The organism is Frigoribacterium sp. PhB160, from assembly GCF_003751785.1.
Lineage (GTDB): Bacteria > Actinomycetota > Actinomycetes > Actinomycetales > Microbacteriaceae > Frigoribacterium.
This window is the reverse complement of record NZ_RKIE01000003.1, coordinates 394,401-414,367: the sequence shown is the minus strand read 5'-3', so window position 1 is coordinate 414,367 and position 19,967 is coordinate 394,401. Positions and strand designations below refer to the sequence as shown.

21 protein-coding genes and 1 pseudogene are annotated in these 19,967 nt (G+C 67.6%); 14 read left to right on the top strand and 8 right to left on the bottom strand.

The annotated features are described in order from the left end of the window. Positions 1-11: 11 nt before the first annotated feature. Complete coding sequence (locus tag EDF38_RS14985) at positions 12-800, top strand: GntR family transcriptional regulator (RefSeq protein WP_158613397.1); 789 nt, start codon at positions 12-14, stop codon at positions 798-800. A gap of 308 nt (positions 801-1,108) precedes the next feature. After that, positions 1,109-2,803, top strand: coding sequence for a ribonuclease J (locus EDF38_RS14980; RefSeq protein ID WP_123356759.1), 1,695 nt, complete (start codon positions 1,109-1,111; stop codon positions 2,801-2,803). A gap of 124 nt (positions 2,804-2,927) precedes the next feature. Here the strand turns inward: EDF38_RS14980 and EDF38_RS14975 are convergent, their stop codons facing one another. Continuing rightward, entirely contained in the window at positions 2,928-3,572 is a 645-nt protein-coding gene (locus EDF38_RS14975; RefSeq protein ID WP_123356757.1) for a nuclease-related domain-containing protein, read from the bottom strand. Between the two features lie 227 nt (positions 3,573-3,799). On the opposite strand from EDF38_RS14975, the gene EDF38_RS14970 reads away from it, so the two are divergent. After that, entirely contained in the window at positions 3,800-4,912 is a 1,113-nt protein-coding gene (locus EDF38_RS14970; protein WP_233572486.1) for a Fic family protein, read from the top strand. 188 nt (positions 4,913-5,100) lie between these two features. On the opposite strand, the gene EDF38_RS16320 is transcribed toward EDF38_RS14970, so the two are convergent. The 4 genes and pseudogenes from EDF38_RS16320 to EDF38_RS16265 form a co-directional block, all read right to left on the bottom strand. Continuing rightward, positions 5,101-6,042, bottom strand: a complete 942-nt coding sequence (locus EDF38_RS16320; protein WP_255409880.1) for an alpha-L-rhamnosidase C-terminal domain-containing protein — start codon at positions 6,040-6,042, stop codon at positions 5,101-5,103. A gap of 134 nt (positions 6,043-6,176) precedes the next feature. Then, positions 6,177-6,734, bottom strand: a pseudogene (locus EDF38_RS16315) (family 78 glycoside hydrolase catalytic domain); the annotation flags it as partial. 188 nt (positions 6,735-6,922) lie between these two features. Further along, entirely contained in the window at positions 6,923-7,504 is a 582-nt protein-coding gene (locus EDF38_RS14960; RefSeq protein WP_123356753.1) for a DUF305 domain-containing protein, read from the bottom strand. 251 nt (positions 7,505-7,755) lie between these two features. Beyond that, complete coding sequence (locus tag EDF38_RS16265) at positions 7,756-8,100, bottom strand: cation transporter (protein ID WP_233572485.1); 345 nt, start codon at positions 8,098-8,100, stop codon at positions 7,756-7,758. Between the two features lie 7 nt (positions 8,101-8,107). On the opposite strand from EDF38_RS16265, the gene EDF38_RS14950 reads away from it, so the two are divergent. Then, a complete protein-coding gene (locus EDF38_RS14950; protein WP_123356751.1) occupies positions 8,108-9,175 on the top strand; it encodes a sodium:calcium antiporter in 1,068 nt (355 codons plus the stop codon). 436 nt (positions 9,176-9,611) lie between these two features. Here EDF38_RS14950 and EDF38_RS14945 read toward each other — a convergent pair whose 3' ends face one another. Further along, positions 9,612-9,836 carry a hypothetical protein gene (locus EDF38_RS14945; RefSeq protein ID WP_123356749.1) on the bottom strand — a complete coding sequence of 75 codons (225 nt, stop codon included), beginning with the start codon at positions 9,834-9,836 and terminating at the stop codon, positions 9,612-9,614. A 267-nt stretch (positions 9,837-10,103) separates the two neighbouring features. Between EDF38_RS14945 and EDF38_RS14940 the strand changes: the two genes are divergently transcribed. The 4 genes from EDF38_RS14940 to EDF38_RS14925 all read left to right on the top strand — a co-directional run bounded on the left by EDF38_RS14940 (position 10,104) and on the right by EDF38_RS14925 (position 12,978). Beyond that, positions 10,104-10,610 carry a hypothetical protein gene (locus tag EDF38_RS14940; protein ID WP_158613396.1) on the top strand — a complete coding sequence of 169 codons (507 nt, stop codon included), beginning with the start codon at positions 10,104-10,106 and terminating at the stop codon, positions 10,608-10,610. Positions 10,611-10,908: 298 nt separating this feature from the next. After that, complete coding sequence (locus EDF38_RS14935) at positions 10,909-11,415, top strand: sigma-70 family RNA polymerase sigma factor (RefSeq protein WP_123357065.1); 507 nt, start codon at positions 10,909-10,911, stop codon at positions 11,413-11,415. Next, positions 11,412-12,122 (top strand): zf-HC2 domain-containing protein, encoded by a 711-nt coding sequence (locus tag EDF38_RS14930; protein ID WP_123356745.1) that lies wholly within the window; start codon positions 11,412-11,414, stop codon positions 12,120-12,122. The genes EDF38_RS14935 and EDF38_RS14930 overlap by 4 nt, the downstream gene beginning before the upstream one ends. 139 nt (positions 12,123-12,261) lie before the next feature. Next, a complete protein-coding gene (locus EDF38_RS14925) occupies positions 12,262-12,978 on the top strand; it encodes a DCL family protein (RefSeq protein ID WP_158613395.1) in 717 nt (238 codons plus the stop codon). Positions 12,979-13,078: 100 nt separating this feature from the next. Here EDF38_RS14925 and EDF38_RS15755 read toward each other — a convergent pair whose 3' ends face one another. Together EDF38_RS15755 and EDF38_RS14920 are read right to left on the bottom strand one after the other, a co-directional pair. Beyond that, on the bottom strand, positions 13,079-13,402 hold the full coding sequence (locus tag EDF38_RS15755) for a hypothetical protein (RefSeq protein WP_148061515.1): 324 nt from the start codon (positions 13,400-13,402) through the stop codon (positions 13,079-13,081). Positions 13,403-13,536: 134 nt separating this feature from the next. Further along, positions 13,537-13,887, bottom strand: coding sequence for a metalloregulator ArsR/SmtB family transcription factor (locus tag EDF38_RS14920; protein WP_123356741.1), 351 nt, complete (start codon positions 13,885-13,887; stop codon positions 13,537-13,539). Positions 13,888-13,972: 85 nt separating this feature from the next. Between EDF38_RS14920 and arsB the strand changes: the two genes are divergently transcribed. The 6 genes from arsB to EDF38_RS14890 all read left to right on the top strand — a co-directional run bounded on the left by arsB (position 13,973) and on the right by EDF38_RS14890 (position 19,872). Beyond that, entirely contained in the window at positions 13,973-15,058 is a 1,086-nt protein-coding gene (arsB, locus tag EDF38_RS14915) for an ACR3 family arsenite efflux transporter (RefSeq protein WP_123356739.1), read from the top strand. A gap of 22 nt (positions 15,059-15,080) precedes the next feature. Then, positions 15,081-15,491 carry an arsenate reductase ArsC gene (locus tag EDF38_RS14910; RefSeq protein WP_055811500.1) on the top strand — a complete coding sequence of 137 codons (411 nt, stop codon included), beginning with the start codon at positions 15,081-15,083 and terminating at the stop codon, positions 15,489-15,491. Positions 15,492-15,514: 23 nt separating this feature from the next. Beyond that, positions 15,515-16,141, top strand: coding sequence for an arsenate reductase ArsC (locus EDF38_RS14905; protein WP_123356737.1), 627 nt, complete (start codon positions 15,515-15,517; stop codon positions 16,139-16,141). A gap of 41 nt (positions 16,142-16,182) precedes the next feature. Further along, the gene (locus EDF38_RS14900) at positions 16,183-17,526 is read left to right on the top strand and encodes an FAD-dependent oxidoreductase (protein ID WP_123356735.1); all 1,344 of its coding nucleotides are present in this window, start codon (positions 16,183-16,185) and stop codon (positions 17,524-17,526) included. After that, positions 17,523-18,038 carry a GNAT family N-acetyltransferase gene (locus tag EDF38_RS14895; protein ID WP_123357063.1) on the top strand — a complete coding sequence of 172 codons (516 nt, stop codon included), beginning with the start codon at positions 17,523-17,525 and terminating at the stop codon, positions 18,036-18,038. Before EDF38_RS14900 ends, EDF38_RS14895 begins: the two co-directional genes overlap by 4 nt. Positions 18,039-18,534: 496 nt before the next feature. Continuing rightward, entirely contained in the window at positions 18,535-19,872 is a 1,338-nt protein-coding gene (locus EDF38_RS14890) for a HEPN domain-containing protein (RefSeq protein ID WP_123356733.1), read from the top strand. Positions 19,873-19,967: the final 95 nt, after the last annotated feature.

The window sequence follows — 19,967 nt, the reverse complement described above, 5'->3', positions numbered from 1 at the left end:
GGATGGTCCCCATGAGCCCCGAGCCGACCCCCGCCCGCATCGCCCACGCCCTGCGTGAGCAGATCATCACGGGCGAGCTGGCGATGGGGTCGAAGCTCAACGAGCGCGAGATCGCCGAGCGCCTGCAGGTGTCGCGCATCCCCGTGCGCGAGGCCCTGCCGATCCTCGAGTCGGAGGGGTTCATCACGACCCAGCCGAGGCGCGGGGCGGTCGTCCACGTGCTGACGGTCACCGACGCTGCCGAGGTCTTCGACCTGCGCCGCCAGCTCGAGCCGATGGCCTCCGCCTTCGCCGCGCGTCGGGCCGCCGCCGGGGCCGACGTCGAGCCGATGCTCGCGGCGCTGCGGTCGGCGCAGGGGGCCGCGCACCCCGTGGATGCGACGTCCGCCGACGCCGCCCCGCCGTCGACCCGCAACTCCGACCTGCACGAGGAGATCATCGCCCTCGCCGACCACGCCCTCCTGCGGCGAGTGACGAAGCTGATGAGCGGTCGCGTGCGCTGGCTGTTCCGCCTCACGCCGCAGCGCGACACGACGGCGATGTGGGTGGAGCACCGCGAGATCGTCGACGCGATCGTCGCCGGCCAGGTCGACGTCGCCGAGCTGCTCACCGCCGCCCACGTCGAGCGCGGCCGCCTCGAGTCGATGCCCCTGCTGACCGGCCTGCTCCCCGCCGAGGCCCCCGCGCCCCGCGGTCGCCGTCGCCGCCCGGCACCCGCCGCGCCCGTCGGCTCAGCCGACCCGACCGACTCCGAGCCGACCGACGCCGGGCCGACCGAGGCGACCGAGGCGACCGCCTGAGGAGGCGCGGGACGGCCTGGGCAGGCCCCCGCGCCTCCCTGCCCAGGCCGCTCCGCGCCTCCTGCGTTCGCGGTTCGGCGGCCGTCGTGACATGCTCTGAGCAGAGCGAGGCGCGCGAGACGACTCTCGTCGCCCTGACCACGCACAGTTCTTCCCCGTCACTCGACCACCACGAGTCCGGTCGACCGGGACGACATGCGCTCCACGACATCCGAGACAGCCGGCAGAACGCGCCGGGTCTCACCCGCCGGTCCGGGCTCACGACGAGCGCGAGCGGCACGTCCCGCACACCCTGACGAAAGACACACATGGCCATCATCAAGCACGCCCTCGACCTCAAGAAGCCGCAGCCCCTGAAGCGCGGCGCCATGCGCATCACGCCGCTCGGCGGACTCGGCGACGTCGGCCGCAACATGACGCTCTTCGAGCACAAGGGCAAGCTCGTCGTCGTCGACTGCGGCGTCCTCTTCCCGGAGGAGACGCAGCCCGGCATCGACGTGATCCTGCCCGACTTCACCGCGCTGCGCGACCGTCTCGCCGACGTCGAGGCCATCGTGCTGACGCACGGCCACGAGGACCACATCGGAGGCGTCCCCTACCTCCTCAAGGAACGTCCCGACATCCCCCTCGTCGGCTCGAAGCTCACGCTCGCCTTCATCACGGCGAAGCTGCAGGAGCACAAGATCACGCCGGTGACGCACGAGGTCGCCGCGGGCGACCACCACCAGGCGGGGCCGTTCGACCTCGAGTTCGTCGCCGTGAACCACTCCATCCCCGACGGCCTCGCCGTCGCGCTGCGGACCACCGCGGGCCTGGTGCTGCACACCGGCGACTTCAAGATGGACCAGTTCCCGATGGACAAGCGCATCACCGACCTCAACCACTTCGCCCGCCTGGGCGACGAGGGCGTCGACCTGTTCCTCACCGACTCGACCAACGCCGAGGTGCCCGGCTTCACCACGGCCGAGAAAGACCTCGGCGCGGCGATCGACCGCGTCTTCCGCGAGGCGCCGAAGCGCATCGTCGTGTCGAGCTTCGCGAGCCACGTGCACCGCATCCAGCAGGTGCTCGACACCGCCCACAAGCACGGCCGCAAGGTCGCCTTCGTCGGTCGCTCGATGGTGCGCAACATGGGCATCGCGTCCGACCTCGGCTACCTGAACATCCCCAAGGGCCTGGTCGTCGACCTCAAGCAGCTCAGCAAGATGAACGACAACAAGATCGTGCTGATCTGCACCGGTTCGCAGGGCGAGCCGATGGCGGCGCTGTCGCGCATGGCGAACCGCGAGCACATCATCAAGGTGGGCGAGGGCGACACGATCCTGCTCGCGAGCTCGCTGATCCCCGGCAACGAGAACGCGATCTACGGCGTCATCAACGGCCTGATCCGCTGGGGCGCGACGGTCGTGCACAAGGGCAACGCGAAGGTGCACGTCTCCGGTCACGCCAGCGCCGGCGAGCTGACCTACTGCTACAACATCGTGAAGCCGAAGAACGTGCTGCCCGTGCACGGCGAGTGGCGCCACCTCACCGCGAACGCCGACCTGGCGATCGCGACCGGCGTGCCCGCCGACCGCGTGCTCGTCGCCGAGGACGGCGTCGTCGTCGACCTCGACCGCGGCCGCGCGCAGATCGTCGGGCGCATCCCCGCGCCCTACGTGTTCGTCGACGGCGCCACGATCGGCGTCGCGACCGAGGACGCCCTGAAGGACCGCCTCTCGCTCGCCGAGGAGGGCCACATCACGGTGCTCGGCATCTTCGACGAGAACACGCAGAAGCTCGTCGACCCGGTCGAGTTCATCCCCCGCGGCTTCGTCGAGGCCGCCGGCTGGCAGACCCAGGCCGAGGACGTCGCGGCGACCGCCCTCGAGCAGGCCGCCGCGCGCGGCCGCCTCGACGGCCTGGCCGCCGAGCAGGCGATCGAGGAGGGCCTCAGCCGCTGGTTCCTCCGTCGCCACCGCCGCACCCCCGTCATCACGACGGTGGTCGTCGACGCCGACTAGCGCTGGCCGCGGCCGCTGCGGCGGTCGCTGACACGACGAAGACCCCCGGGAGACCGGGGGTCTTCGTCGTTCGTGGGCGCCGTCGTCGCTAGCGGGCGTCGGGCGTCGGGCGTCCGGCGTCGGCTCAGGCGGGCGGGAAGTGGCCGGCGATCGCCGCCGCGACGGCAGGTACGTCGACAGGGCCGTCCTCCGAAGCCAGACGCTTCACGAGCTTTCCGGGCCACAGCACCTCGACTCCCCTCGTGGTGAACGAGCCGCCGAACATCGGCCAGTCGGCGTCCACGAAGCAGAGAGCCGCTCTGACCGGCACCGGCCCGACGACAGCGGTGACGAGGCCAGCCTGGTTCAGGACCGCATCGACGAGGCGCGTCCTGTCGCCGCCGACGATCAGCTTCTCGACACGGGGCCGGAGCAGACCACCCTCGATGCGCAGCTCGGGCCGCTTCTCGACGTAGCGCTTCGCGTCGACGACCCACACCCCGGCCGTGGTGACGACGAGGTGGTCGATGTTCGCCCGGCTGCCCGGGATGCGGCGGTCGTGCAGCACGGCGATGCTCGGGGAGGCGATGCCGTCGAGCTTCCGCCCGACGACGAGCTCGCCTTTCGCGCCCGACTTCCACGCCGTGGTGCTCTGCCGCTCGTCCGACAGAGCGACGGCGATGCCGCCGAGTCGTCCCCATCTGTCGCGGATCGCGGCCTCGTCCTTGGCGCGCCGACGGTCGTACTCGCGCTGCGCGGACGTGCCGGGCGCGTTGTTCTCGTTCCCCATGCCTCCATCCAGCCAGACGGGCGAAACGTCATCGAGCCCCACAACGAGGCGAGATGACGGCCAGGAAGTGGCAACAACGTCAGCGCAATTGACACATGCGCGTCATAAGTGTCATTATCTGGCGAGTCAATGACACTGAGGGAGGCCCGATGCCCATCTGGCCAGCCCACACCACGACGACGGTTCCGTGGGCGAGCTCCGGCCGACGAGGTACCCGAGAAGACCGCATGCTCGCCGAGGTCGAGGTGTCCCTGCCGCCCACGATCGCCATGCTCACTCCCCCGCCCGGGCCCGACCGTGACCTGGCCCGAGCACGGTGGGAGGCCGGCGACCTCGAGCGAGTGGCAGGCGGCGTGCTCAGCCCGCTCGCCGGGTTCCTCATCCGCATGGAGTCGGTCGCCTCGAGCCGCATCGAGCACGTCGAGGCGACGCCCGTCGCGTTCGCCCGCGCGATCGGCGGCCTGAAGGAGAACGAGTCGGCCATGTCGATGGTCGCCGCCGGCGCCGCCATCACGAGGCTCATCGCCGCCTCGAGCGAGGCGATCACGCTCGACGAGATCCTCGCCGCGCACGAGGCACTGACGCGGGACGACCCCACTGAGAGTCGCTACGCCGGCACCGTGCGAGACGTGCAGAACTGGATCGGCGGCTCCCAGTACGCCCCCCGCAACGCGCTCTACGTCCCCCCGCCTCCGGAGGACGTCCCGGCTCTCCTCGACGACCTCATCGCGTTCGCGAACCGCGACGACGTCGAGCCGATCACGCAGGCCGCGATCGCCCACGCGCAGTTCGAGAGCATCCACCCCTTCACCGACGGCAACGGCCGCATCGGCCGTGCCCTCATCGGCGCGATCCTCCGCCGTCGCGGGGTGACACCACACACCGTGCTCCCGGTGGCCAGCGCCCTGGCGGCGGACACGCCGCACTACTTCGCCCTGCTCACGGCCTATCGGTCCGGAGACGTCGTGCCGATCATCACCGACCTCGCCCTCTGCGTCGAGACCGCAGCCCGGGAGGCGCGGGGCACCGCCCGCACCTTCGCCCGGTACGAAGACGCCTGGCGTGAGCAGGCCGCGCCCCGAGCAGGCAGCGCCGCCGACCTGATCCTCCCCGCTCTCCTCGCCCTCCCGGTCTTCACCGTGGAGCAGCTCGCCGAGGCGACCGGCCTCCCCGAGCGCAGCGTCTACCGCGGCGTCCAGTCGCTGGAGGAACACGGCGTGGTCCAGGCGGTCACCGAACGAGTCCGCGGCCGCGCCTACGCCGCGATGGACGTCCTCGACGAGTTCGGCGACCTCGACACCCGCATCCGGGAACGGATCACAGCCCTTCGCGCTGCCTGATCTCAAGCTCGTGCTATTGCGCGGGCTCGTCGATGCGGTCGCATGCGGCGCGGATGAGCGCCGTGACGTCCGTTCCGATCTGGGCGACGCCTCGGACGAGGACCGAGGACCCCGGCCGCGAGGCGGCGGGAAGCCGCGAGCCCGAAGTGCTGCGGCAGCTCCTGGCGCGTCCGCTCGCGCCCGCCGTGTCAGAGGGTTCGCGTCCTCGGCAGCGTGCGGTCGAGGCTCGCGCTGAGGCGATGGACGCCCGCCGCCACGTGGACGTCGAGATCGCCCACCGAGACGTCGGCGGTCACTCCCGGAGGAAGAGCCACGTCGAGAAGGAGCCGATCTCCCTCTCGGCTCCAGCCGACCGCGATGCGCCCGTGAGGGCTGTCGAGCTCTGCCTTCGCCCACTCCACGCCGGTGACCGGTTGGGGGGCGATGGTGACACGACGGTATCCGGGCTCCGCCGGTGCGAGGCCGGCGAGATCGCGGTGCATCCAGTCGGCTACGGCTCCCAGCGCGTAGTGGTTGAACGAGGTCATCTCGCCGGGGTTGATGCTGCCGTCGGGGAGCATCGAGTCCCAGCGCTCCCACACCGTCGTCGCCCCCATCGTGACGGGGTACAGCCACGACGGGCACTCGGTCTGCAGGAGGAGTCGGCCGGCTGTCGCGAGCTGCCCGCTCCGACTCGGGGCTTCGAGGATGCAGGGAGTCCCGGCGAAGCCGGTCGCGATGCGATGACCGTTCGCCTCCACGAGCTCCGCGAGCCGCGATCCCGCCCAGCCGATCTCATCGGGGTCGAGGAGATCGAAGGCGAGGGCGAGGGCGTAGGCCGTCTCGCAGTGGTTCCGGGGCCGCTGCGCCTCGTCGTCCACGAAGGCGGTGCGGAAGGCCTCCCTCGTGGCGTCCCGGAGTCGCTCGATCTCGGCCATCTCGCTCGAGCGTCCGAGGATGCGCGCGGTCTCGGCGGTCAGCTTGGCGGACCGGTGGAGGCACGCCGTCGCGACGAGGGTCCGATCGGCCTTCGCCGCGGCGGGGTCATCCGGGGGGGCGTCCGGGTCGAGCCAGTCTCCGAACTGGAAGCCGCGATCCCACAGGCCTCCAGGAGAGAGGAGCCCCTCGACGTGACGCAGGTGGGACAGCATCGCCGGGAAATTCCCGCGCAGGACCGCGGCATCGCCTGAGGCCGTCCACACCGCCCACGGCCCACGGCCCACGGCCCACAGACGATCGCGTCGCTCCAGACGGCCGTGGAATCCACCGGCAGGAGGTCGCCGGGGGCGCCGACGTACTCGAGCACATCCGGGACGACGTAGGGGACGACTCCGCCCTGGTGCTCCTGCTCCAGCGTCACGTCGCGCAGCCAGTCGCGGAGGAAGTCGGAGGCGTCGAAGAGGAAGGTGCTCGTCGGCGCGAACACGGCGATGTCCCCCGTCCATCCGAGCCGCTCGTCCCGCTGAGGGCAGTCCGTGGGGAGGTCGAGGAAGTTCCCGACCGTGCTCGCGACGACGTTCTCGTGCAGCCGGTCCAGCAGCGGTTCCGAGCAGGAGAACGTGCCGGTCCGCCGCAGGTCAGAGCTGACGCTCAGCGCGGTCAGGCCTCCGCCGATCAGCTCGTCGATCCCCCCGGGCCACCCCGTCACCTCGACGTAGCGGAACCCGTGGAAGGTGAACGTCGGTTCGACGAGGTCCTCCTCGCCCGACAGGACGAAGCGGTCGGTCGCCTCGGCGGAGCGGAGCGGGCGTGTGCTCAGCTCTCCACGTTCGATGACCTCCGCGTGCCGGAGGGTGACGGTCTCCCCGCGGACACCGGTCGTCCGGCAGCGGGTCCAGCCCACGATGTTGCGGCCGAAGTCGGCGACGATCCTCCCGGAGGGCGTGGCGCCGGGGTGTGGCGCGACACTGCTCTCATCGGAGGCCGAGCAGCCACGCCCTGAGGCTGTGCCAAGCCTTCAGGTGCTCGACTTCGGCCGTGGGGCCAAGTGGGCACGCACGTAGTGGCCTCACTCAACCGGGCGTGGTGGATCTAGTCGGTTGAGGCGAGAAGGTCTTTCATCGTCGCGATCTGATCGGTCTGTGAGGCGACGATCGCTGTCGCCAGCTGGACCGCGGCCGGGTTCTGCCCACCATCGATCTCGGTCTGCGCCATCTCGACAGCCCCCTCGTGGTGTGCCGTCATCTGTTCCAGGAACAGCCGCGCCGCGTCGGTTCCGTCAGCATCCTCGAGGGCGTCCATGTCGGAGTCGCTCATCATGCCGTCCATGGAGTGATCCATGGACGCCTCAGTGTCCTGCCCCCGCGCCTTGAGCCATGTCGTGAGCTGATCGATCTCCGGGGCCTGCTCGGCCTTGATCGTCTCGGCAAGGGCAGTCACGTCCCCGTCGATACCGTCTTTCGCGAGGAGCATGTCGCTCATCTCGACGGCCTGGGTGTGGTGCGGGAGCATCATCTGGGTGAACACGACGTCTTGATCGTTGAAGGCAGCAGCCTGGGACGACGACGCGGGCGACGTGTCGCCTGCGGACGACGACGCCTCGGCGCACCCCGCGAGGGCGAGGGCAGCAATGGTCGCAGTTGCGCTGATGAAGATGGTGGCGGTGCGGTTCATGGTCGTTCTTTCAGGATCAGAATCGAAAAGAGATACCCCCCGGAGGTATCGTGCCGCGTACGGCTGATCAGACCCTCTGAGCCGGCACCAGTGGTACCGGTGTAAGGGTGAAAGCGTCGGGGTTGCCGAGCGCAGCGCGCAGATGCGCCTCGGCTTGGTCGGCGGTCTCGGACGCCGTCAGGAGGTCTTCGGCGTCGACCTTGATGGTTGCGGAGCCGGTGAGACGGTGCCCGATCCACCGGAGACGAAGATCACGGACGCCCCGCACGCCCCTCGGCGTGTTCCAGGGCGTGCTCGGCTCGCTTGTGGAGGTCGGGGTAGATGCCGTCCATCAGCCGTCGGCCGATGGATTTCACCGTCCCCCAGAGCAGGACCATGATCGAGGCTGCGATGAGCAGGCCGATGATGGGGTCCGCGAGCGGGAAGCCGGCGAGGACCCCGATGGCGCCCAGCACGACAGACAGGGACGTGAGGCCGTCCAGGCGGGCGTGGACCCCGTCAGCGACGAGTGCAAGGCGCCTGGACCGCCCGGGGGGCCGCCGGCATCCGTCTCGACGATCGCCCCGCGTCAAGAGGCGCACCCCGAGGAGTTGCATAGCACGCATGGACACCCTTCCCCTCTGGCTGTTGGCCGCCATCTTCGTCGCCGGCGCCGCCGTCATCTGGGTCGCCGGCATCCAGCTGTCGAAAACGACCGACGTCCTCGACTCCCGACTCCACCTCGGCAGCGCGCTCGGCGGACTCATCGTCCTCGCGGTGGCGACCAACCTGCCCGAGATCGCCATCACGGTCAGCGCCGCCGTCTCGGGCTCGCTCGAGGTGGCCGCGGGCAACATCCTCGGCGGCATCGCCCTTCAGACGGTCGTCCTCGTCGTGCTCGACGCCCTCGGGAAACGCGGCAAGGGGGTCCAACCCCTCACCTATCGCGCGGCCTCCCTAGGGCTGCTGCTTGAGGCACTGGTCGTGGTGGCGGTCCTCGCCGTCGTCATCGCCGGAACCCAGCTGCCGTCCTCGCTCACAGTGGCGCGCCTGACGCCGGACGTCGTCCTCATCGCCGTCATCTGGCTCGTGGGCCTGTTCCTCGTCCAGCGTGCCGGCAAGGGCCTGCCGTGGCACGAGGCCGGAGCGGCACCTGACACGTCGACGCCGCGACCGAGCGGACACCGGACGCGCTCGAACCCGTCGCCGACGACCATGAGCACGAAGAAGGCCGCGGTCGTCTTCGGCCTGTCGGCCCTGGCCACGCTCGTCGCCGGCGTCGTGCTGGAACGCGCGGGCGATGCGGCCGCGTCGCAGATCGGGTTGTCGGGTGTGCTGTTCGGCGCGACGGTCCTGGCCCTGGCGACGAGCCTGCCCGAGATCTCGACCGGGTTGCAGGCCGTCAAGCAGGGCGACGACAACCTGGCCATGAGCGACATCTTCGGCGGCAACGCCTTCCTGCCCGTGCTCTTCTTGGTCGCCACGGTCATCTCCGGGCAGGCGATCCTGCCACAGTCGAACACCAGCGACGTCTACCTGACCGCCCTCGCCGCGCTCCTCACGCTCGTCTACGCCGTCGGCCTGCTCTTCCGGCCGCGACGACGCATCGCGGGCATGGGCGTGGACTCGTTCGTCGTGCTCGTGCTCTACGTGGTCGGCATCGGTGGCCTCGTCGCCATCACACTCGGCTGACAGGACCAGCCCGGCGACACTGGCGACCGTCAAGCCGCCTGAGCCGTGGAAGTTGGGCAAGGCGCCCATGCTTCAGCCAACGTCTCGCCGAACCATCGGCTACCGGGCAGACCGGCAAGGCACGTTCGCTCTAGGTTCGGAATCATGCCCAAGCCCACACGTAGACCTGCAGGTCGGGCGGTCATCGCCTTCTACGTTGCCGGCGCTTCATTCATCGCCTACAGCTCGTACCGGTGGGCGACGAGTGGCCCCGATGGCGTCGCGTAATGGTCCTCAGGAAGGATCATTGCTCTCCCGGGCTGGGGCTGGATAGCGCTCGGATATGGCTTGGGTCTCGCAATGCTCGCTTTCGCGACGCGCGCCGAGCGTTGGCGTCGACGCTGGAAGTAGCGGACTAGCCCGCCGGTTCGGTAAGCGATGGCTCATCGGAACAGCTTCAGGGAGCACCCTTGACGTCAGCCCAGTCGCGCAGCTTCGCGATCGCCTCGCACCAGGGACGTTGCAGACGACCGAGAACGAAGCGCTCGTCATCGTCGACTGCACGCATCAGCCACATGATCTGGACCGTCATGCCGTAGCCGCGGGCGTCCTTGTACTCGACCTGGCCGACGTCTGAGATCGCCGTAATCCGGTCCCGGGGGATGTTTCGAGACCAGATCACGCCGTGAACATGGAGAGTCACGTCGTCCAGCAGGACGTGTACGCCGCAGCTGCGAGCAGTGGCCCAGAGTGATGATGTGTGACAGCGGTGCCCTCGGCGCAGGGTTGTCACTCGCGTCTGCCACCCGTTTCGCCAAGAGTGAGGACGGCTGCCTGCGACCGCCAAACTTTTTCGGCCCCGGATGAACTCCTGGATGAGCTGCATCGTGTTCGTAGTGAGCGGGCTACCTGGGCCGGCGTACCAGCAGGAGGAATCATGCACAAGCGAATGACCATCACCCTCACGATGGCCGTTTTGGCCGCGGCCGCTCTCTCCGGGTGCGCCACATCTGCCGAATCATCCACGACGACCGACTCCACCGAGCCGGCCCCCGCCGAGACCACCGCGGCAGCGGCAGTCCTCGGCACCGCGACGTCTCCCTTGGGCGAAATCATCACCGACGACGCCGGGTACACGATTTACACGTTCAAGATGGACAAGCAGGACTCGGGCACCAGCAACTGCTACGACGAATGCGCCATGACCTGGCCGGCAGTTGAAGCCTCCGACACGTCCTCTCCAGACGGCATCACGGGCAAGATCGGTTCCCTCACCCGCACGGACGGGACAACCCAGCTGACCGTCGACGGCTGGCCGGTGTACCGGTTCGCGAAGGACACCGAGCCGGGACAGGTCAACGGACAGGGCGTGAAGGATGCCTGGTACGTCCTCCAGCCGGACGGCACGATCAACATGGAAGCAGCCACTGAGGGCGCAGCAACCCCAGCCTCCTGATCGCGCGCGTGCCTGCCGGACGGAACTCTCCGGGTTGCAGGCCCTCGCAGCTCCACGACCCCACCCGAGCAAAGGAGCCACAAGGCAGTGCTCATCGACATGAAAGCAGAGACAGTGGGTGCGAATACGTCGACTGCTTCCGCTCAGACGGTGAACCCATGTCCTGGCCTGGTCGATGGCATGAGGTTCGATCATTGGTGCGCATCGGCGTTTCTCGGTGCGCTCGATACAGGCACGACAAGAGGCTGTCCTGGATCAGGCACCAGCCGGACTTCACTGGCGCGAGGCGGTGAAGGTCATGACCCGAGCCAGTGATGAGCTCTTGTCGACATTGTTCGAGTGCCACGGCGGGGCGCTTCGCCGTTACACACACAGCCTCACTCGGAACGCGGCACTGACCGAGGACATCGTTCAAGAGACGATGCTGAGAGCATGGCAGCGTCCTAAGGTGCTGGAGCTCGACGAGGATGCTGCTCAAGCGTGGCTGTTCACCGTCGCTCGGCGCCTCGTCATCGACGACGCACGATCTGCCCGGAGTCGACGAGAAGTGGCAGCCCCTGGCGAGGTAGAAGGCGCTGCTCTCGATCGCACTGATGCGGTCCTGGACAGCATCATGGTTGCGGACGCGCTGGCGTCGCTCTCCGACCACCACCGTCAAATCGTCGTCTATGCGTACTTCGCTGGTCAGAGCATTCCTGAAATTTCGAGACGGCTCGGCATCCCAGAAGGAACCGCGAAATCGCGGCTCCATTACGGGTTACGCGGGCTGAGGCTAGCCCTCCAAGAAAGGGGCGTCACACGATGACTGAGCATCGCGATCTCCAAACTAACGAGGACCGTTACCAAGACTGGGACGCGTCCTACGTCCTCGGAGCGCTCCCTACCGATGAACGTCGCGAATACGAGCAGCACCTCAGTACCTGCGCCAACTGCCGTGAAGCGGTGACGGAACTTGCGGGTCTCCCAGGCATCCTGAGCCGAATCTCGCCGGAAGAGGCCCTTGCCATCCAGTCACCTCTGGGTATGGACGAAACTCAGGCGCCATCAGGAACGTTGTCGCTGATGGCCCACCGCTTCCGCAAGAGTCAACGCCGCCGCCGAGGAGTCATGGCTCTCGCAGTTGCCGCTGCTGTTGCTGCCGCCGTCTTCGGGGGGGTCGCCGTAGGCGCAAGGAACGACGTCGGCCCAGCAACGGCCCAGATGACGTTCCAGCCAATGGACCCCGGAACTGACTCCACCACCCTTACTGCCGGTCTGCAGATCGAGGAGAAATCTTGGGGCACGAGGCTCGATTGGAACTGCGACTACGGCGCGGATGCGCCAGACAACTCCGGATACGAGCTCGTGGTCACACAAACGGACAACACCACGCTTACCGTCGCGACGTGGGACGCAGCCGGCTCGCGTGCCGCAGATCTGTCTGCGTCGACGGCTATTCCCAGCCTGAAGATCGCGAGTGTAGAAATCCGCTTGCAGGGATCCACGGTCGCGTTAGCTCGGCTAGACACCTGAGCACCTCCCGAACCAGACGCCCGTGGGACGATCGTCAACCGGCCGATGAACTCTCGCGATCATCGTCCGGCCTACATTCCGAGCATGGACATTCGCTCAACTTGCAAGACGTCTCCCGACCGGAAGGGACGAATCTGACGTGGGCGTTTCAATTCCCGTCATCCTTGATTCGTTCTCCTGGTCTTCCAAGTCAGGTGCGGAGGCAGCGTTTCGCAATATTCTGCGGAAGAGCGGTTATGCCACGTATGGCACGGTGACCGACCCGATTCACGACCAGATGCTCCGCGAGCTTGTTGACCGGCACCCTGAGGGCGTTGAGAAAACTGGCGCAGGAATTGATCACTTCTACATCGGCAAGACCAGCGACGGTGACATGTTCAATGTGTCTAGTGACGCCATCGGCATCTGGATTTCGCGCGTCGACGGAAGCAAGGCCGACTTCAGCTACAGAACGGCCATCAATAGCAGCACGCCGAAGTCCGACGCCAAAGAGGCCATGAGGGCCACCGTGGACAGCAAACGGATGGCCTACCGAGCAGACCGCTTCAAATCGGAAGGCCCTGTTCCTAGCGACATCAGCGGTGCGGGTATTGCTGATCGGGAAAGTGCAAGTGTTGTCTACCTCGACCCCACATGGAACCAGCTGACCTACCGGTTCGCCGAGTCGGAAGGAGGCTGGGACAAGATCAACATTCGACGCGGCGGAACAGCCGTCCAGATAGGCAGCTCGCTCCTCGACCCCGCCATGGAAAAGCGGTGGCTAGATTTCCACGCCAAGCACGCAAACCTGGGTATCGCGACGGCGAGTGAAAGCGCGCAGCGGATGCGCACTCCTGATGATGGCTGGACCCCGTAACTGCGTCTCACTAGCGGGGCATCCACCGGACGCGACGCCCCCACCCCTCACCGCACGAGTGTGCAGCGGGGGGGCGTCGTGCCCGTCAGCGCATGAGTTATCACTTCAGCCAGCGACCGAAAATATACATGTTCGACCAGGCACCAGCGTCGCTCGGACTTCCGCTCTCTGTGACGCTGACGATCTCGTAGCCGTTTTCGTCAAGTAGCTGCACGGCTTCCTCGACTGATCTGGCGGCGTCCATTCCGTCTATCCCTGAGAACGTCCAGGAGGCGACAGACGGGGAACTCCTTTCGAATCGCCCGTAGACGACCACGTTCTCAGGGGTTCGAGCCATAGCGTCGTTTTCCAACGACTGTCGCTCTCCTTCGATGTAGGCAATCGAATCAGCGGTGTGCCGGGCATCAGTTCGCTCGTCGGGCAACCACGTCTCAGTGATCGCGAAGCGAAGGCCAGGACCACCGTCAGCCTTGCGACAGCCAGGGCTTGACGGTTCGCTGCCCATGCGGAGAGGCGTCCGATAGGCCATCGACTACCGGACGCGTAGGGGGTAAAGACCTATGCGGTGACGAGGAGCTTTCCGAGGGAGTCGAGAGCCCCGGGGACGAGGGCGTAGTACGCCCAGATGCCGCGCTTGTCGCGGGTAAGAATGCCGGCATCGACGAGGACCTTCAAGTGGTGCGACACGGTCGGCTGGCTGAGCCCGAGAGGTTCGGTGAGGTCGCAGACGCACGCCTCGGCGCCCTCGTGCGCGGCGACCATCGAGATAAGCCGGAGCCGGGCCGGGTCCGCAATGGCTTTCAGGCTGCGGGCCAGCTTCTCGGCGTTCTCGGCGTCCATCGCCTCCCGGGCCAGCGGTGCGCAGCACGCGGTCACGTCCGTGAGGGGCAGGAGTTCGGCAACGGGCATGTGAACACTCTTCCACACAGATTGACAGTCGTCGATGGGTTGGGGCAGGCTCAACGCATCGACACTCATCGATCTACGGAGCTGCATGACGACCACCACCACCGCACCTGCCCGGCTCGGGACCGCTGACCGCTTCCTCCCCGTGTGGATTCTCGCCGCCATGGCTGCGGGGCTGCTGCTGGCGGTGTTCGTCCCGGCGTTCGGTGAGCTGCTGCACTCGTTCCAGGTGGGGCAGGTGAGCGTCCCGATCGCGGTCGGGTTGCTGGTGATGATGTACCCGGTGCTGGCGAAGGTGCGGTACTCCGACGCACGCGCCGTTTCCGGTGACCGGCGCCTCCTGGTGTCGTCGCTAGCGATGAACTGGGTCGTCGGACCGGCGCTGATGTTCGCCCTCGCGTGGGTGTTCCTGCCCGATCTACCGGAGTACCGCACGGGGCTGATCATCGTGGGGCTCGCCCGGTGCATCGCCATGGTGCTGATCTGGAACGACCTCGCCTGTGGCGACCGAGGAGCTGCTGCGTTCCTCGTGGCCCTGAACTCGGTGTTCCAGGTCGTCGCGTTCGCCGGCCTCGGCTGGTTCTACCTCCAGGTCCTCCCCGCCTGGCTCGGACTCCCCACAACGAGCGCGTCGTTCAGCATGTGGTCGATCACCCTCAGCGTCCTGGTGTTCCTCGGCATCCCCCTCCTCGCCGGGTACCTATCTCGCCGCATCGGGGAAGCGACCAAGGGGCGCACCTGGTACGAGACACGGTTCCTGCCGAAGATCGGCCCCTTCGCCCTCTACGGGCTGCTGTTCACGATCGTGATGCTGTTCGCCCTGCAAGGCCAGCAGGTCGTTGACCGGCCCCTCGATGTCGTCCGCATCGCCCTGCCCCTGCTGCTGTACTTCGCCGTCACGTTCCTCGTCGCGTTCTTCACCGGGCGGGCGATCGGCCTCGCTTACGAGCGGACGGCGACGCTGGCGTTCACGGCCGCGGGGAACAACTTCGAGCTGGCGATCGCGGTCGCGGTCGGCACGTTCGGGGCGACTTCAGGCCAGGCCCTCGCCGGCATCGTCGGCCCCCTGATCGAGGTCCCGGCGCTCGTGGCGCTGGTGTACCTGTCCCTGTGGCTGCGGCCACGCCTGTTCCCGTCCCCCGCCCCGGCAGCGCGCGTCGCTGAACGGGTCTGACCCTTACCCGAAGGAACCCGTCATGAGCACCAAGCCCACCGTCCTGTTCGTCTGCGTCCACAACGCCGGCCGTTCCCAGATGGCCGCCGGCTACATGCAGGCCCTCGCTGGCGACCGCGTCGACGTCCTCTCCGCCGGCAGCGAACCGAAAGACCAGATCAACCCGATCGCGATCCAGGCCATGGCCGAAGAGGGCATCGACATCGCCGGGAACCAGCCCAAGGTCCTCACCACGGAGGCCGTCCGGGACAGCGACGTCGTGATCACCATGGGCTGCGGCGACGCGTGCCCGATCTTCCCCGGCAAGCGCTACGAGGACTGGGAGCTGACCGACCCCGCCGGCCGCGGCATCGAGGACGTCCGCCCCATCCGCGACGACATCAAGGGCCGCATCCAGGCCCTGCTGGCCGAGATCGCACCCGCGACCGCCTGACCCTGAGCTGCGAGGAGACGACGATGACGGACCTGACCACGAGGCGCGGCCTGCCGGGCCTTGCCTTCTCCGAGGACGCACTCAAGCGTGCCGCGGGCGACCTCGCCACTCGGTTCAAGGGCATCTTCGGGCCCGAGACGATCGAGCGGTACGTGCTCGAGTCCTACACGGCGCTCCTTCGCACAGCGCAGGTCCGTGCGCACCTGACCACCAACGCGACCCGGTTCGCCGTCGACCGGCTGACCGCCCTCGGGCAGGCCACCGGGGCGATCGAGCGGACGGTGCCGGAGGTGCTGTTCGTCTGCGAGCAGAACGCCGGCCGCTCCCAGATGGCGGCCGTGTTCACCAACGTCCTCCCCGGCGGTGCCGTCCACGTCCGCTCAGCCGAGTCCCTGCCCGCCCGAGATCTCCACCCCGTCGTCGCGGAAGCGATGCGGGAGCTGGGCCTGGACCTTGACGAGGCGTTCCCGAAGCCGCTGACCGACGACGTCGTGCAGGCAGCGGACGTCGTCATCACGATGGGCTGCGGCGACGCGTGCCCGATCTACCCCAGCAAGACCTACCGCGACTGGCACCTCACCGACCCCGCCGGGTTCCCCCTCGAGAAGGTGCGCCTCATCCGCGACGACGTCCGGAAGCTCGTCGAATAGCTCCTGACCGAACTCGGCATCGAATCGAAGGGCCTCCCCGCATGAGTCTCACCCTCTCTGTCCCGCCCCGCACCGCCGCCCCGGCCCTTGCCGGGCTCCCCGTCGCCGTCATCGGCGCCGGCCCTGTGGGCCTCGCGGCTGCCGCGCAGCTCCTCGAACGCGGCGTCGACGTCGTGATCTACGAAGCTGGCCCGAGTGCCGCGACGGCGGTCCGTGCGTGGGGGCACACGCGCCTGTTCACCCCGTGGGAGCACCTCGTCGACCCGGCCGCAGCGCGCCTCCTCGACACCACCGACTGGGAGGCCCCGGCAGCGAAGAAGCTCCCCTACGGTGCCGACTTCGTTCGCGACTACCTCGAACCCCTCGCCGCGACCCCTGAGCTGTCGGGCCGCATCCGGTACGGGCACCGGGTCACGGCAGTGTCCCGGCAGGGCATGGACCGCACCCGCTCCACCGGGCGGGCCGAGACGCCGTTCCTTCTGCGCCTCGACCACGACGGCGAGGTGCGCGACGAACTCGCCCGCGCCGTCATCGACACCTCCGGCACCTACACGACCCCCAACACCCTCACCTCCTCCGGGGTCGGCCTCTCCCACGGCGACGCCGTCGCGGGCAGTATCAGCCACGCCCTGCCCGACGTCCTCGGCCAGGACCGGGAACGGTTCGCCGGCCGGCACACGGTCGTCGTCGGCGCCGGCCACTCGGCCGCGAACACCCTCATCAAGCTCGCCACCCTCGCCAAGGAAGCGCCCGGGACGACGATCACGTGGGCGATCCGCAGCAGCAACCCCGCCCTGGTCTACGGGTCCGCAGCCGACCAGCTCGAAGGCCGCGGGGACCTCGGCAGCGCCGTCCGCGACCTCGTCCGCGCGGGCGCGATCGACCTCGTCGACCGGTTCGAGGTCGACGACGTGATCAAGACCGACGACGGCGTGCAACTCGTCGGCCGTCGGCGCGGCGAGCCCCTGACGGTCGCTGCGGACGTGGTGGTGAACGCGACCGGCTTCCGCCCCGACCTCGACATGCTCCGTGAGGTCCGGGTGTCCCTGGACGAGATCGTCGAAGCGCCCCGGCAGCTCGCCCCGCTGATCGACCCGAACCTGCACTCCTGCGGCACGGTCTACCCGCACGGGGTCGCGGAGCTCGGGCACCCGGAGCCGAACTTCTACATCGCCGGCATGAAGTCCTACGGCCGTGCCCCGACGTTCCTGCTCCTCACCGGCTACGAGCAGGTCCGCTCCATCGCGGACGAACTCGCCGGCAACCATGAAGCGGCCCGGATCGTGCAGCTCGAACTCCCCGACACGGGTGTCTGCTCGACGAACCTCCCGGACGCCTCGGGGTGCGCCGACGACGGGCCGGCAGCAGGTGGGTGCTGCTCATGAGCGTCACCGTCCGGGCCATGACCCCGGACGACTGGCCCGACGTCGAGCAGATCTACCAAGAAGGCATCAACACCGGTAACGCCACCTTCGAAACCCACACCCCGACCTGGGAGGCGTTCGATGCCGGCAAGCTCGCCGCGCACCGATTCGTCGCCGTCGACGACACCACGGGCTCGGTCCTCGGCTGGGTGGCGGCGTCCGCGACGTCGACCAGGCCGGCCTATGCCGGCGTCGTCGAACACTCCGTCTACATCGCCGCCTCGGCCCAGGGCCGAGGCATCGGGCGTGAACTGCTGAGTTCGTTCCTCGCCTCAGCCGATGCCACGGGCATCTGGACCGTTCAGTCGTCGATCTTCCCCGAGAACGGGGCGAGTTTGGCCCTCCACGCCCGGGCGGGGTTCCGCCGGGTCGGGACGCGGGAACGGATCGCGCGTTCCGACACGGGCCCGTATGCCGGGGTATGGCGTGACACCGTTCTCATCGAGCGACGTCGCCGCGTCGACCCCTACTAGGTCTCTAGCCGGCCAACGTGGTGCCACTCACTCGACTAAGCACTCAGGACCCCACTCGACCGGCACGAGACAAGAGCGTCTGAGCTCAGAACCGAGAGCATCTCAAGCCGAGGCGAGACACCCAGCTGCCACCGCGCGACGCGTCGGTCAAGCGGTCCTTCTTGCAGGATGCACCACAAGCGCACCACGAGCCGATGAGGGAATGAGAAAACCCCTGCCTCAGCAGGGGTTTTCTTTGGCGGGCTGTTTGCACATCTCCGCCTGCCCCTATTTGTCGCAGCTGTTTGAGCTCCTCAACTCTGATGTTCCCTCGTGAGGGGGCAAATTATCCCCCTCGCATGTGTTGCTCTTGTCAAAGGTCCGTTCCGAGGTGGAGCGACGGAGTCGAACCGGTCACCATGACGAACCAGCGGTAATTCCGCCCCTCGTCGGATACGTCACGATTGGGACATGCAGATCCTTCGAGGTAGGTGGTGGCTCCCGGCCGACAGGGAGAATGCAGCCCGGTAACCTCACCATCTCGGACCAAGGCGACATCACTCTTGATCTAGTTGGCGGCTTCGACCTCAGCATTCGCACACCACTTGAGACAGGCGGGTGGGCGGTCTCCGCCGATGAGCGCCCCATGCCCCTGATCCACGGACGCGCGAACAATCAAGACATCACGCTTCAGGAGGCGTGGACTCGTAAGTCCACCACCTACGGCTTCGGCTTCAGCAATGGACCTGACGTCCACTTAATCGGCGCCAATCGGGCGTTCATAGGGACTCACATCGACCCGGATGAACCCGCCGTATGGCAGGGAGCTTGGGTACAGCTCGAGAACTTAGTCACCTGGCTCGGCACCGAGAGCATTCGCCAATCTGCTGAAATCCGACGAGGGTCGGCAGCGTTTGCTGCCGTTCCGGATCGGAGCGTCGTCGTCCAGGACTGGACGTACACCGCTGTCAAGAGACACGGTGGGTTCGACTTCGACCTACAACGAGGCGACGCATCGGTGGTCGGACTGACCAGCACCCGCCTGCGCATCGACGCCCCGTCACCCTGCACCATCGAAACTCTCGACGAACACGTAAAAGCGTTCATGGACTTGCTCACCCTGGCCGCCGGCACCGCATGCGGTGTTGTCTCCATGTCCGTCATTCCTGCTCGGGCGCCAGCGTCTGCTGACTCGCGGCCGCAGGCGAGCAACGACATCCCAACCTATGTCCGGCACATCCACCAAGCGATCCCTCTCGCACCCGCGCCCTCCGATTGGCGGTTCACTTGCGACGACAGGCCCTTTGAAGAACTCGTCTCGAAATGGGTTCCCTTGCAACGAACCGCGCGCGGAGGGACGTCCGCTTACTTTGGCAACTACTACGACCGTCCCGGCTACACCGAGTCCCGAGCGTTGCTGACCGCCATTGCCGCCGAAGCAACACACCGATCGCTGGACATTACGCCACCCGAACGCGACATCGACGCGACGGTCTTTGAGAGCCGGCTGAGGCGCGCTCTCGACGCGATGACTAGTGACGAGGAACGCATTTGGGTTCGTCGGAAGCTGCGCAACAACCCAACCAGCCCCTCCTTCCGGCAGAGGATGCGCAGCATCCTCGAACAGGTGGATGCGAGCACTGTCGGTGCGATCATGTCTGACAGCGACCAGTGGCTGAGCGATATAACAAAGACCCGCAACGGACTGGCCCACGAAGCCGTCGGCCTCGGTGACCGCCTTCTCGAACTCGAGCAAGCGACCGACGCGACGGTCGCTGCGTATCTCATGGCTCTCCTCGGGCTCAACGCAGAGGCGCAACGTCGCACAGCAACCAGACTGCAAAGACCGTACTGATCCACGCAGGTGAGACGCGAATGCCCAGTTTTAGAGCAGCTAGCTTCGCACGTTCAGCGTTAAAGCTATCCCTCACGGTCCCCTTCTTCCTCGTG